General features: G+C 70.5%; 11 protein-coding genes. 8 read left to right on the top strand and 3 right to left on the bottom strand.

What is annotated here, in order from left to right; genetic code table 11:
• Nucleotides 1–128: 128 nt before the first annotated feature.
• Nucleotides 129–1,733: a GMC family oxidoreductase gene (locus OG959_RS00715; RefSeq protein WP_326655987.1), complete on the top strand. Its 1,605-nt coding sequence runs from the start codon at nt 129–131 to the stop codon at nt 1,731–1,733.
• A 54-nt stretch (nt 1,734–1,787) separates the two neighbouring features.
• Here the strand turns inward: OG959_RS00715 and OG959_RS00710 are convergent, their stop codons facing one another.
• The 3 genes from OG959_RS00710 to OG959_RS00700 are packed head-to-tail and all read right to left on the bottom strand — an operon-like array spanning nt 1,788 to nt 4,261.
• Nucleotides 1,788–2,519: an alpha/beta hydrolase fold domain-containing protein gene (locus OG959_RS00710; RefSeq protein ID WP_326655985.1), complete on the bottom strand. Its 732-nt coding sequence runs from the start codon at nt 2,517–2,519 to the stop codon at nt 1,788–1,790.
• A complete protein-coding gene (locus OG959_RS00705; protein WP_326655983.1) occupies nt 2,509–3,228 on the bottom strand; it encodes an enoyl-CoA hydratase/isomerase family protein in 720 nt (239 codons plus the stop codon). The genes OG959_RS00710 and OG959_RS00705 overlap by 11 nt, the downstream gene beginning before the upstream one ends.
• Before the next feature lie 31 nt (nt 3,229–3,259).
• Nucleotides 3,260–4,261, bottom strand: a complete 1,002-nt coding sequence (locus OG959_RS00700) for a ferredoxin--NADP reductase (protein ID WP_326655982.1) — start codon at nt 4,259–4,261, stop codon at nt 3,260–3,262.
• 69 nt (nt 4,262–4,330) lie between these two features.
• On the opposite strand from OG959_RS00700, the gene OG959_RS00695 reads away from it, so the two are divergent.
• Genes OG959_RS00695 through OG959_RS00665 form a run of 7 tightly spaced genes read left to right on the top strand, consistent with a single transcriptional unit; the run spans nt 4,331 to nt 12,568 of the window.
• A complete protein-coding gene (locus tag OG959_RS00695; RefSeq protein ID WP_326655980.1) occupies nt 4,331–5,893 on the top strand; it encodes an AMP-binding protein in 1,563 nt (520 codons plus the stop codon).
• 35 nt (nt 5,894–5,928) lie between these two features.
• Nucleotides 5,929–7,107, top strand: a complete 1,179-nt coding sequence (locus OG959_RS00690) for an amidohydrolase family protein (RefSeq protein WP_326655978.1) — start codon at nt 5,929–5,931, stop codon at nt 7,105–7,107.
• On the top strand, nt 7,104–8,579 hold the full coding sequence (locus tag OG959_RS00685) for a FadD3 family acyl-CoA ligase (protein WP_326655977.1): 1,476 nt from the start codon (nt 7,104–7,106) through the stop codon (nt 8,577–8,579). Before OG959_RS00690 ends, OG959_RS00685 begins: the two co-directional genes overlap by 4 nt.
• Nucleotides 8,576–10,153 (top strand): methylmalonyl-CoA mutase family protein, encoded by a 1,578-nt coding sequence (locus tag OG959_RS00680; protein WP_326655976.1) that lies wholly within the window; start codon nt 8,576–8,578, stop codon nt 10,151–10,153. Before OG959_RS00685 ends, OG959_RS00680 begins: the two co-directional genes overlap by 4 nt.
• Nucleotides 10,153–10,578 carry a cobalamin B12-binding domain-containing protein gene (locus tag OG959_RS00675; protein ID WP_326655973.1) on the top strand — a complete coding sequence of 142 codons (426 nt, stop codon included), beginning with the start codon at nt 10,153–10,155 and terminating at the stop codon, nt 10,576–10,578. The genes OG959_RS00680 and OG959_RS00675 overlap by 1 nt, the downstream gene beginning before the upstream one ends.
• Nucleotides 10,563–11,519, top strand: coding sequence for a TIGR03564 family F420-dependent LLM class oxidoreductase (locus tag OG959_RS00670; RefSeq protein ID WP_326655971.1), 957 nt, complete (start codon nt 10,563–10,565; stop codon nt 11,517–11,519). Before OG959_RS00675 ends, OG959_RS00670 begins: the two co-directional genes overlap by 16 nt.
• Entirely contained in the window at nt 11,516–12,568 is a 1,053-nt protein-coding gene (locus OG959_RS00665; RefSeq protein ID WP_326655969.1) for a CaiB/BaiF CoA transferase family protein, read from the top strand. The genes OG959_RS00670 and OG959_RS00665 overlap by 4 nt, the downstream gene beginning before the upstream one ends.
• Nucleotides 12,569–12,622: the final 54 nt, after the last annotated feature.

Here is a 12,622-nt window from a genome sequence, read left to right as displayed (position 1 = left end):
GCCACGGCGGCGAGGCGCTGCCGTGGCCGGTATGACGACCGACCAACACCCGACCAACACCCGGCCGGCACCGTACGGGCAGTCCGGGGACGCGCGCCGGCCGCGGCCCTTCCCAACGGAGGTCTGTGATGTTCGACTACGTCGTCGTGGGTGCCGGCTCGGCGGGCTGTGTACTGGCCGATCAGCTGTCCCGCGACCCCGGAACCACTGTTCTGCTCGTCGAGGCGGGCGGCCCCGACCGCCACCCGTACCTGAGGATCCCGAAGGGCGTCGGCAAGCTCTTCGGCGACCCCTCGTTCTCGTGGCACTACCGCACGCGCCCGGTGCGTCCCGGTGGCAACCCGGACATGTGGGTGCGAGGCAAGGTGTTCGGCGGGTCCAGCTCCGTCAACGGCATGGTCTACAACCGCGGCAGCCGGCCCGACTGGGACGCTCTGGAAGCCCTCGGCAACCCCGGCTGGGGCTGGGACGACGTCCTGCCCGCCTTCCGCTCCATCGAGGACAACGCCCTGGGCGGCACCTCCACCCGGGGTACGGGCGGACCCCTGCACGTCTCCTCGGTCCGCGACCCCGATCCGCTGTGCGACGAGCTCATCGCCACCGGGGGCGCCCTCGGTCTGCGTACGGTCAAGGACCTGAACGAACACGAGGGTGAGCGCATCGGCTACGCCATGGCGACCATCAAGTCGGGGCAACGCTTCAGCGCGGCGCGCGCGTTCCTCCACCCGGCCCGCTCGCGTCCCAATCTGACCATCGCCTCCCGCACCACCGCCACACGGGTGCTGTTCGACGGGGACAAGGCGGTCGGGGTCGAGGTGCGCAGGGCCGAGGGGGAGAGGGAGGAAGTCCGCGCACGGCGCGAGGTCATCCTCAGCCTGGGCAGCCTGAACACCCCCAAGCTGCTCCAACTGTCCGGTGTCGGACCGGCCGAGGTGCTGCGGGCCGCGGGCGTGGACGTACGTCTTGACCGCCGGCAGGTCGGTGGCCGCCTGCGCGAACACCGCTGTCTCGCCCTGCGCTTCCGGCTCAACGCCGATCTGGGCGCCAACCGGCAGCTGTCCACCACCGTTGCGCAGGCCCGCACCGGCGCGGGCTACCTGCTCACCCGCAGAGGCCCGCTGGCCCGTCCCGCCTACGACGTGATGGCCTTCCTCAAGTCGCGCCCCGACGTCGAACGCCCTGACGCCGAGGTGCTGTTGGCCCCCTGGTCCTTGGGCTCCCTCATACCGGGAAAACCCGCCGCCGTGGAAAGGGAGCCCGGCCTGTCCGCGTGCGCCATGGTGCTCAAGCCGTCCTCCGAAGGGTCGCTGGCCATTACCTCGGCCGATCCCGACGCGGCCCTGGACATCGACGCGGGGTACTTCACGTCGGGGCACGACCGCCAGGTGGCGGCCGATCTCTTCCGGCGGCTGCGGGAGTTCTTCGCCGCGGATCCGATCGCCTCCCGTATCACCCGCGAGACGTTCCCCGGCCCGGCCGTCCACTCCGACGACGACGAGGGCATCGTCGGCTCCGCCCTCGACGGCGGCTACTGCGGCTTCCACGCCATCGGCACCTGCGCCATGGGCCCCGACCCGGACGACGTCACCGACTCACGTATGCGGGTGCGGGGCGTCGAGAACCTTCGCGTGGTCGACGCATCCGTGCTGCCGGTGATGGTGTCGGGCAATCTGAACGGCCCCGTCATGGCCATGGCCTGGAAGGCGGCTGAGTACATCCGCGAGGATGGCTGACATGCCTGTGGGGTGTGCGGCCGGAGGGCCCGGCCGCACACCCCACAGGCATACTCACCCGGCGGGCTCGGCGAGCCGGCTCGGACACCACGCCCGCAGGAAGTCCGCCGTCGCGCCCAACTGGCGCAAGCCCTGCGCCGACGCGTCCTCATAGACACGGACGTCGACCGCGACACCCGAGTGCGCGGCACGGGTCGCGAAGGACAGTGTGTCGTCCAGGAGGACTTCGGTCCCGGCCGCGTGGAGCTGGATGGGCGGCAGACCGTGCAGGTTGCCGTGCAGCGGGCTGAGCCGTGGGTCGCTGCGCGGTGTCGTCCCCGCGTACGCCGCCGCGCGCACCCGCAGCACGTCGACCTCGACGGTGCGGTCGGCCGCCGCGTTGACCAGCAGGCTCTGGGTGTCCAGGGTGAAGTCCAGAACGGGCGAGGACAGCACCGCGCAGGACGGCGGCGGGGCGCCCTCGTCGCGCAGCCGCAGCAGCAGCCCGGCGGCGAGCGCGCCGCCGAGGCGCTTGCCGATCACCGCTGCCGGCCCCCGGTCACGGCAGTGGGCCCAGGCGGAGAGGACGTCGTCCAGAGCTTCGGGGAAGCGCGGCCGGTAGCGGGCGCAGAGCACGGTGTGGCCGGATTGGCGGGCCAGTTCCCGGGCGGTCGGCAGTGCGTCCTGAGGGGTGCCGGAGAGTCGCGGATCGCCGTGCAGGTACAGCACCGTCTGCTCCGGCCGGGTACCCTCCGTATGGACTTCGGGACCGAACGGGCCCTCCACGACGCAGATTTCATTTGCCACGGGACATCACCTTCTCAGCTGCCTGCCAGTGCTCGTCGGACACCCAGAGCCGGGCGAAGGCCGCGGCGGCCTCGTGCGGCGACCTGGTACGGGTCGTGAGGTTCTTGATCTCGAGACCCTGCGGGGAAGCGAGGGTGCGGGCCGCGGCCCGCCAGACGTCCGGGAAGTCCGCCCGGGGAACGACGAGGTCCACCAGGCCCGCCCGCTCGGCCTCGGCCGCGTCCAGCACCCTGCCGGTACCGGCCAGCAGCAGCGCCCGCCCCGGGCCCACCAGCCGGGCGAGCCGTTCCGCTCCGCCCCACGCCGGGACGATCGCCAGCCGCGACTGGTTGAACCCGATGCGGATGTCCTCGGCTGCGATGCGGATGTCGGCCGCGACGGCCAGTTCCGCCCCGCCGCCCAGGGCGTGTCCGTTCAGGGCGGCCACGACCGGGCCGGGGAAGGCGGCGATCCGGTCGCACAGGGCGCGCATCCTCAGCGCCATGTCCGCCGCCTCCTCCTCGGTGCGCAGCCGCGCCAGTTCCTTGAGGTCTCCGCCGGACACGAACGCCTTGTCGCCCCCTCCGGTGAGGACCAGCGCGGCCGCGCCCGCGGTCGCGTCCAGCGCCTTCTCCAACTCGTCCATGGTGGTCAGGTCGATGGCGTTGCGGGCATGCGGACGGTCGATGGTGACGACGGCGAGGCCCGCGTCGGACTCCAGCTCAACCATGGAAGGCCTTCCAGTCGGTGGATGGGTGCGGTCAGGACTCGTACACGACCGTCACATCGGGGGTGGTGGGCTCCGCCTGGCAGGTGAGTACATAGCCGTCGGACACCTCGTCGGGGTCGAGGGCGTTGTTGACCCGCATCTTGGCCTCACCGTTCGTGAGCCGCGCCATGCATGTCGCGCAGTCGCCGGACTCGCAGGAGAAGGGCGGCGTGAAGCCGGCCCGGCGCGCGCTCTGCAGCAGCGTCTCGCCCGACCGCTGCGGCACGGTACGCCGCTGTCCGCGCAGATCGACGGTGAGGCTGCCGGCGCCGGTCACCACGGGAGGAACGGTCTCGGCGGGTTCGGCCTCCGTGGACGTGAACCGCTCCACGAAGATGTGTTCGGAACCCGCCCCGCCCGCCGTCAACGTCTCCTCGACCAGATCCATGAAAGGGGCGGGTCCGCAGACGTAGAAGTCCGCGTCCGGCGAGGAGCGGCCGGCGACGGCAACGATCTCCGCCCGGGTGACCAACCCGTCCCGGTCGTCAAGATGCTCGTGGACGTGGAGGCGACCGGGATGCCGCTCGGCGAGGATGTCCAGCGCCTCGCGGAAGATCGCCGTATCCGCGTTCCGATGTGCGGTCAGCAGGTGTACGGGCCTGGCCGTCATGGTCAGTGCGCTCTTGACGAGTGAGAACACCGGAGTGATACCGCTGCCGCCCGCGAAGGCGACCAGGGGCGCCGAGGTCGGCTCGCGCAGACAGAACGAGCCGCTCGGCCGGGTGGCTTCGAGCGTGTCGCCCGGTTCCAGCCGGTCGTGCATCCACGCGGAGACGAGCCCGCCCGGCACTCGTTTGACGGTGAAGCGCACATCGCTGTCGGCGTCCGGCGAACTCGACATCGAGTAACTGCGGAGAGTCCCGCACACCTTGAACGTCAGGAACTGGCCGGCTCGATAAGGGAACTGGGCGTCGAGGGCGAACGTGCGGGTGTCCGGCGTCTCCTCGATGATCTCGGTGATGCGCACCGGATGGAAGCCGTGGTCGCGTGCCATGTATGGAACTTACCTTCTCGCTGTGCGAGAGTGCAATTCTCTTACATGGGCGAGAGGAGAACTTCTGCCATGCGGACGACTTCCCCCGGTGCGCTTCGGCCCCTGCCGATCGAGCTGGCTGAGCGCTACGAGGCCGAAGGGTGGTGGACCCGGGACACGCTGGGGGATCTGCTGGCGCGAGGCATGGAGGCGGCGCGGGACACGGAATTCCGGGTCCACTCCGAGGTGCGGCCCTGGTCCGGCACTTTCGCCGAGGTCGAGCTGGTGGCCCGCAGGCTGGCCGCCGGCCTGCGGGTGCGCGGCGTCGGCCCCGGTGACGTCGTGGTCATGCAGCTTCCCAACTGGATGGAAGCGGCGGCCGTGTTCTGGGCGTCGGCCTTCCTGGGGGCGGTGGTCGTGCCCGTCGTCCACTTCTACGGGCCCAAGGAGATCCGGCACATCGTCCGGGAGACCCGCCCGAAGGCGTTCTTCGCCGCCGAGCGCTTCGGCCGGTCGGCCTTCGATCCGGACCTGTGCTCCGGGGTGCCCGTCGTGGGCGTGGTCGGTCGCGACTTCGACGGTCTGCTCGCCGACGAGCCGATGCCCGGCGTGCTTCCCGTCGATCCCGGTGACCCCGCCCTCATCGCCTTCACGTCCGGGACCACCCGTGACCCCAAGGGCGTGGTGCACAGCCATCAAACCCTGGGCTGCGAGACCCGGCAGCTCGCGGCGACCTATCCGCCGGACCGGGGGAGGCAGTTCACCGTGGCGCCCGTCGGCCACTTCATCGGCATGGTCAACGCCTTCCTCATACCGGTACTGCAAGGCACGCCGATCCACCTCGGAGACGTATGGAGCCCGGCCCAGGCCCTCGCCCTCATGCGGTCCGAGGGGCTGACCGTGGGGGGCGGCGCGGCCTACTACATGACCAGCCTGCTCGACCATCCCGACTGCACGCCCGAGTACATCGGGCACCTGAAGTACGCCGGCCTGGGTGGTGCCCCCGTGCCCTCCGCCGTGACGAACAGGCTGGAGGACCTGGGTGTCAGCGTGTTCCGCGCTTACGGCTCCACGGAGCACCCCTCGGTCACGTGCGCGCCGTACGACGGTCCTGTCGCCAAGCGCGCGCACACCGACGGCCTTCCGCTGCCCGGTGTCGAGCTGCGCCTCGCCGACGACGGGGAAGTCCTCACCCGTGGCCCCGACCTCTGCCTCGGATACACCGATCCGGAACTGACCGCCGCCGCGTTCGACCAGGACGGCTGGTACCGGACCGGCGACATCGGCGTGCTGGACGACGACGGGTGGCTGTCCATCGTCGACCGCAAGGCCGACGTCATCATCCGGGGCGGCGAGAACATCAGTGCCCTGGAGGTGGAGGAAGTGCTGCTGCGGCTCGACGGGGTGGCCGAGGCGGCTGTCGTGGCAGCGCCCGATCCGCGCCTGGGTGAGCGGGCGGCGGCATTCCTACGGATGCGCCCGGGCCGGCCCGCGCCGGGCCTCGACGAGGTGCGACGCCATTTCGAGCGTGCCGGGCTGGCTCGGCAGAAGTGGCCCGAACGGCTGCGCTGCGTCGACGACTTCCCCCGCACCCCGAGCGGCAAGGTGAAGAAGTTCGCCCTCCGTAAGGATATTGCCACTTCCGATGAGTGAGAATACGATTCTCAAAACCAGTCAGGGAGGATCTCATGCCGTCGCGCGAGCTCGCCTATCCGCTTTTCGATGCGGACAACCATCTCTATGAGACCGAGGAGGCGCTCACCAAGTACCTGCCGAAGGAGTACGCCGGGGCCATCGAGTACGTACAGGTCCGCGGCCGTACCAAGATCGCGATACGTGGCCAGATCAGCGAGTACATCCCCAACCCCACGTTCGACGTGGTCGCCCGGCCGGGCGCCATGGAGGAGTACTTCAAGGTCGGCAACCCGACGGGCAAGACCCGCCGGGAGATCTTCGGCGAGCCCATGCGTTCGATCCCCGCGTTCCGTGCCCCCGGTCCGCGGCTGGAACTCATGGATGGTCTCGGTATCCAGCGCAGCCTGATGTTCCCCACGCTGGCGAGCCTGATCGAGGAACGGATGAAGGACGACCCGGAGCTGATCCACGCGGTCATCCACGCGCTCAACCAGTGGCTGCACGAGACCTGGTCCTTCTCCCACAAGGACCGCATCCTCACCGTCCCGGTCATCACTCTTCCCATCGTCGACAGGGCGATCGAGGAGCTGAACTGGGTGGTGGAGCGGGGCGCCCGCGCCATCCTCGTCCGCCCCGCGCCGGTGCCCGGATACGGCGGGACGCGCTCCTTCGCACTTGAGGAGTTCGACCCGTTCTGGAAGCGGGTCGTGGAAAGCGGGGTCATGGTGGCCCTGCACTCCTCCGACAGCGGTTACGCCAACTACGCCAACGACTGGGAGGGCAACAGGCGCGAGTTCCTGCCCTTCAAGCCCAACGCCTTCCGGCAGGTCAACGAATGGCGGCCGATCGAGGACGCCGTCTCCTCCCTGATCTGCCACGGAACCCTCTCCCGCTTCCCCGAGCTGAAGCTCGCGGTCATCGAGAACGGCGCCTCCTGGGTGGAGCCGCTGCTCGGCCGGCTCGCCGACGTGCACAAGAAGATGCCGCACGAGTTCCGGGAGGACCCCGTCCAGGTCTTCAAACGGAACGTCCACATCAGCCCGTTCTGGGAGGAGGACCTGGCAAGCCTCGGTGACCTCATCGGCATCGAACGGGTCCTGTTCGGCTCCGACTACCCGCACCCCGAGGGCCTTTCCGACCCCATTACCTATGTCGATCACCTCGGCAAACTCAGCGAGGCGGACAAGGCGAAGGTCATGGGCGGCAATCTGGCTCGGCTGATCGACGGATGACAGCCGAAATGGCCTGGCGCAGCATCCCCGAACTCGTACGCAGCGCGGGGGAACGGTTCGGCGGTTCCGAGGCCGTTGTGGACGGTGACCTGCGGCTGACATTCGCTGAACTCGCCGACCGGGTCCGTCGCACCGCAGGGGCGTTCGCCTCGTCGGGCGTCGGGCCCGGCGACCGGGTCGCGGTCTGGGCGCCCAACTCCGCCGAGTGGATGATCGCCGCGTTCGGCCTGCTCACCGCCGGCGGGGTGCTCGTCCCCGTGAACACCCGCTTCCGCGACGAGGAGGCGCACGACATTGTCATCCGCAGCGGTGCCAAAGCGCTCTGCGTACAGAACGGCTTCCTGGACCGCTCGTTCACCGGGCCGCCGGGCGTTCCCGTCATCGATCTCAAGACGGACGGGTTCCTGGCCTCCGGTACGCCCTTCGAGCATGAGGTCGGCGAGGAGGACCTGTCCGACATCGTTTTCACTTCCGGCACCACCGGCCGGCCCAAGGGCGTGATGACCACCCACGGCCAGACCCTGCGGTCGTACGCCGAGTGGTGCGACCTCGCACAACTGAGGCAGGGCGACCGCTACCTGATCGTCAACCCGTTCTTCCACATCTTCGGCTGGAAGGCCGGCTGCGTCGCCTCCATGATCCGGGGTGCGACCGTCCTGCCGGTCGCCGTCTTCGACGGTGACCGGGTGCTGGACCTCGTGGAGAAGGAGGCGGTGACCGTCCTGCCCGGACCTCCGACCCTCTACCACTCCCTCCTGGAAGCCGGCGGAGACCGCGATCTGTCCTCCTTGCGCGTCGCGGTCACCGGCGCCGCCGACATCCCCGTCGAACTGGTCCGGCGCATCACCACCGACCTGCCCTTCACCCACCTGATGACCGGCTACGGCCTCACCGAGGCGGGCACCGTCACCGCCTCCCGCCACGGCGATCCCTACGAAGCCGTCGCGACCACCGTGGGCCGGCCCTGCGCGGGCTTCGAGGTCCGCATCGCCGACGACAAGGAGGTGCTGGTGCGCGGCTACTCCGTCATGCGCGGCTACCTCGACGATCCGCAGGCCACCGCGGAAGCCGTCGACGAGGACGGCTGGCTCCACACGGGCGATCTCGGCGCACTCGACGGCGAGGGACGGCTGCGGATCGTCGGCCGCAAGAAGGACATGTTCATCGTCGGTGGCTTCAACGCCTACCCCGCCGAGATCGAGGGCTTCCTCCTCGAACACCCGGCCGTCGCCCAGGCCGCCGTCATCGGCGTGCCTGACGAACGGATGGGACAGGTCTGCAAGGCGTTCGTGGTGCCCCGGGGAGAGGTGACGGAAGCGGAGCTGATCGCCTGGGCGAGAGATCGGATGGCCGGCTTCAAGGTGCCCCGGCAGGTGGCTTTCCGCACCGCACTGCCGCTGAACGCCACCGGCAAGGTGATGAAGGACGAACTCCGCCGACACTCACAGACCAAGGGATCCGACGCACCATGACCGACTCCGCCCGGACAGCCTCCGGCATCCCGCTCGCGCCGGTCTACGGCCCGGACAGCAGCCGCTCCGAACCACCGGACCCCGGCACCTACCCCTTCACCCGCGGCAACTACCCCACCGGCTACCGGGGCCGCACCTGGACCCTGCGCCAGTACTCCGGCTTCGGCACCCCCGAGGAGTCCAACCACCGCTACCGCTACCTCCTCGACCAAGGTGGCACCGGGCTGTCGGTCGCCCTCGACCTGCCCACCCAGTGCGGCTACGACTCCGACGACCCGGAGTACGGCGACGAGGTCGGCCGGGTCGGCGTCGCCCTCGACACCCTGGCCGACGCCGAGATCCTCTTCGACTCCATCCCACTGGACCGCATCAGCACCAGCTTCACCATCAACGGCACGGCAGCGATCCTGCTGGCCTTCTACGTCGCCGCCGCGGAGAAGCGCGGAATCCCGCGCGCCGCCCTCACGGGCACCATCCAAAACGACATCCTCAAGGAGTACGCGTCCCGCGGCACCTGGATCTGGCCACCGGAACCGTCACTCAGGCTCATCGCCGACACCATCGAGTTCTGCGCCGCGCAGGTGCCCCGGTTCAACGCGATCTCCGTCGCCGGAGCCCACTTCCGTGACGCGGGAGCCAACGCCGTACAGGAGATGGCGTTCACCCTCGCCGACGGCGTGACGTACGTCGAGACGGTCCTGGCACGCGGCCGCATGACCATCGACCAGTTCGCCCCGCAAGTCTCCTTCTTCTTCTACACACACGGCGACTTCTTCGAGGAGATCGCCAAGTACCGCGCCGGACGCAGGCGCTGGGCGACCATCGTGCGCGAGCGCTTCGGCGCCACGACCGACAAGGCCTGCATGTTCCGCTTCGGCTGCGTCGCCGGCGGAGCCTCCCTGTACGCCCCGCAGGCCCGCAACAACACCGTCCGCGTCGCCTACGAGGCGATGGCCTCCGTGCTCGGCGGGGTGCAGTCCATGTTCACCGCCGCCTGGGACGAGCCGTTCGCGCTGCCCAGCGAGGAGTCCGCGACACTCGCCCTGCGCACCCAGCAGATCCTCGCGCACGAGACGGGCGTGACCCGCGTCGCCGATCCGCTCGGCGGTTCCTACTTCGTCGAGGCACTCACCGACGCCACCGAGGAACGCATCGAAACGATCATGGCCGATCTGGAGGCGCACGGAGGCATGGTCCGCTGCATCGAGGACGGCTACCTGCAGGGCCTCATCGCCGACGAGTCGTGGCGCCTGCACCAGGAGGTCGACTCCGGCGAGCGGCCCGTCGTCGGCGTCAACCGCTTCGTCACCGAAGAGCCCCCACCGGACCTCGCCACCTACGAACTCGACGCCGAAGGCCGCGAACGCCAGCTCAAGCGGCTCGCCCGGGTCAAGGCGGAACGCAGCCCGGCGGACGTCCGCGCCCGCCTCGCCGAACTCAAGAGCGCCGCCCAAGGAGACACCAACCTGATGGACCCACTCATCGCCTGCGCCCACGCCTACTGCACGGTCGGCGAGATGGCCGGCGCCCTGCGCGACGTGTGGGGCGAGTTCCGGCAGCCGGTGGTGTTCTGATGCCGGCGCCGGCGCGCATCCTCGTCGCCAAGCCCGGGCTCGACGGCCACGACCGTGGCGCGAAGCTCGTCGCCCGCGCCCTGCGGGACGCCGGGTTCGAAGTCGTCTTCACCGGTATCCGGCACCGTGTCGACGACATCGCGGCCACCGCCGTCCAGGAGGACGTGGACCTCGTCGGGCTGTCCATCCTGTCCGGTGCCCACCTCGCCCTGACCCGGCGCACGGTCGCCGCGCTGCGCGCGGCCGGCGGCGACGACATCCCGGTCGTGGTCGGAGGCACCATCCCGACAGGCGACGTGGAGCGCCTGCGGGAGACCGGGGCCGCCGCCGTGTTCCCGACCGGCACCCCCCTCGACGCGGTCGTCGCCGGAGTCCGCTCCCTCACCACCACCCGTCACGAAGGGACGACATGCGCATCGGAGTGATGAGCGGCCCCGAACGGGGCGACGCCGCACACAAGGCAGCGCGGATGGTCGACGACGCCCGATGGGCCGAGGAGGCCGGCTTCGACACGGTATGGGTGCCCCAGGTGCCCACCGACTTCGACGCCCTGACAGCCGTCACCCTGATGGGCGCGGCGACCTCACGTATCGAACTGGGCACGGCGGTCGTCCCGGTACACGCACAGCATCCCGTCGCTCTCGCCCGGCAGGCGCTGTCCGCGCACGCGGCGGCGGGCGGTCGGCTCGCCCTGGGCGTCGGAGCGTCCCACCACTGGATCGTCCGCGACATGCTGGGCCTTCCCTACGAGAAGCCGGCCGCCTACACGCGTGACTACCTGGAGGTGCTCGCCGCCGCGGTGAGCGGCACGGACACGGTGGACGTCGAGAACGACGCGTTCCGGGTCCACAACCCGCTGACCCTGGCCCCCGTCGCCCCGCTGCCCGTCCTTGTGGCGGCCCTGGGCCCGGTGATGCTGCGCATCGCGGGGGAGCGTACGGACGGGACGGTGCTGTGGATGGCCGACGAGCGCACGGTCGCCGAGCACGTCGTACCGGCCATCACCAAGGCGGCCGAGTCCGCGGGCCGCCCTGCCCCGAGGATCGTGGCGGGAATCCCCGTCTGCGTGTGCGCGCCGCACGAGGTCGATGCGGCCCGCGAGCGCGCCAACCGAATTCTGGGCGAGGCCGAGGTGTCCCCCAACTACCAGCGGCTGCTCGAGCGCGGTGAGGCCCGCAACGTCGGCGACCTGTGCGCGGCCGGCGACGAGGCGGCCGTGGCGGCCCGCTTCCGGAGCTTCGCCGACGCGGGAGTCACCGACCTCTCCGTACGTCTGCTGCCGATCGGTGAGGACCGCGAGACGCTGGTTGCCTCGAAACTGCGGACCCGGGAGGCGGTCGCCGCCATCGCCGCGGAATTCCGATGACCGGCGCCGGCCCGCTCGCCGGGCTGCGCGTCCTGGAGGTCGGCCACATCCTCGCCGGGCCGTACGCCACCATGCTTCTGGCCGACCTGGGAGCACAGGTGACCAAGGTGGAGCCGCCGGGCGGGGACCTCTCGCGCAGGGTTTCGGACGCGTACTTCGCCAGTCTCAACCGGAGCAAGCGTTCCGTCCGGCTGGATCTGGCCACCGAAGAGGGCCGGGCGCGGCTGCACGAACTGGTACGGGGGGCAGACGCGTTGCTCGTCAACCTCAAGCCCTCGGCCATCCGCCGCTTCGGCCTCACCTACGCGGATCTGCGCCCCTGGAACGAGCGCCTGGTGTGCGTCGCCCTCACCGGCTGGGGGATGGATGCCGGTGACGACCCCGCCTTCGACTACGTCGTCCAGGCGGCCACCGGCGTCGCCGCGCTCACCGGGACTCCGGAGGGGCCGCCGCAGCTCCCCGGCTACTCGGCCGCCGACAACTCCGCGGGCTTCGCCGCAGCCCTCGGTCTCCTGGCGCAGGTGGTGTCGGGACGGGGCGGGCAGATCGATGTCTCCCTGCGCGACGTGATGCTGTCGCAGCTGAACTACCACGCTGCTGCCTGGCTCAACGACGGCACAGCCCCGCGCCGGCGCGGGGGCGCCCACGCCTACTACGTCCCCGCCCAGCTGTTTCCCGCAGCCGAGGGCCACTTGGCGCTGTTCATCACGCATGACGGCTTCTGGCGCTCGCTGGCCAACGAGATCGGTGTGAGCGGCTTCGACACGATGGCCGAACGCGCGGCCTGCCGGGAGGAGGTCGTCGCCGCGGTGACGAAGGCGCTCGCCGCTGACACGGCGCTCGGCTGGGAGGCGCGGCTACGCCCGCTCGGAGTGCCTGCCGCTGCGGTTCGAACCCTTCCCGAGGCTCTCGCCGGCCTCCCCGGCGCAGTGGTGCGGGCTGGTGGACACCGTTTGATCGGCAGCCCGTTCAAGGTGGATGGATGCGAGCCACCGTACGACCCCCCGCCCGGCCTGGGAGAGCACGGCGACTTCGTCGGCGAGGCGTAGGAAGCCTTCGGTCTCCGGGCTGCGGCGCCCTCGGCGCCGCAGCCGTGGGCAGGC

It is taken from the genome of Streptomyces sp. NBC_00385 (assembly GCF_035917155.1).
GTDB classification, from domain to species: Bacteria; Actinomycetota; Actinomycetes; order Streptomycetales; family Streptomycetaceae; genus Streptomyces; species Streptomyces poriferorum.
This window is presented reverse-complemented; position numbering and strand designations above follow the sequence as displayed.

Excerpts from the sequence above, each read along its gene's own strand:
- OG959_RS00685 (WP_326655977.1), top strand. The coding sequence starts at position 7,104 with ATGACAGCCGAAATGGCCTGGCGCAGCATCCCCGAACTCGTACGCAGC.
- OG959_RS00675 (WP_326655973.1), top strand. The coding sequence starts at position 10,153 with ATGCCGGCGCCGGCGCGCATCCTCGTCGCCAAGCCCGGGCTCGACGGC.
- OG959_RS00715 (WP_326655987.1), top strand. The coding sequence starts at position 129 with ATGTTCGACTACGTCGTCGTGGGTGCCGGCTCGGCGGGCTGTGTACTG.
- OG959_RS00695 (WP_326655980.1), top strand. The coding sequence starts at position 4,331 with ATGCGGACGACTTCCCCCGGTGCGCTTCGGCCCCTGCCGATCGAGCTG.
- OG959_RS00665 (WP_326655969.1), top strand. The coding sequence starts at position 11,516 with ATGACCGGCGCCGGCCCGCTCGCCGGGCTGCGCGTCCTGGAGGTCGGC.
- OG959_RS00700 (WP_326655982.1), bottom strand. The coding sequence starts at position 4,261 with ATGGCACGCGACCACGGCTTCCATCCGGTGCGCATCACCGAGATCATC.
- OG959_RS00705 (WP_326655983.1), bottom strand. The coding sequence starts at position 3,228 with ATGGTTGAGCTGGAGTCCGACGCGGGCCTCGCCGTCGTCACCATCGAC.
- OG959_RS00690 (WP_326655978.1), top strand. The coding sequence starts at position 5,929 with ATGCCGTCGCGCGAGCTCGCCTATCCGCTTTTCGATGCGGACAACCAT.
- OG959_RS00670 (WP_326655971.1), top strand. The coding sequence starts at position 10,563 with ATGCGCATCGGAGTGATGAGCGGCCCCGAACGGGGCGACGCCGCACAC.
- OG959_RS00680 (WP_326655976.1), top strand. The coding sequence starts at position 8,576 with ATGACCGACTCCGCCCGGACAGCCTCCGGCATCCCGCTCGCGCCGGTC.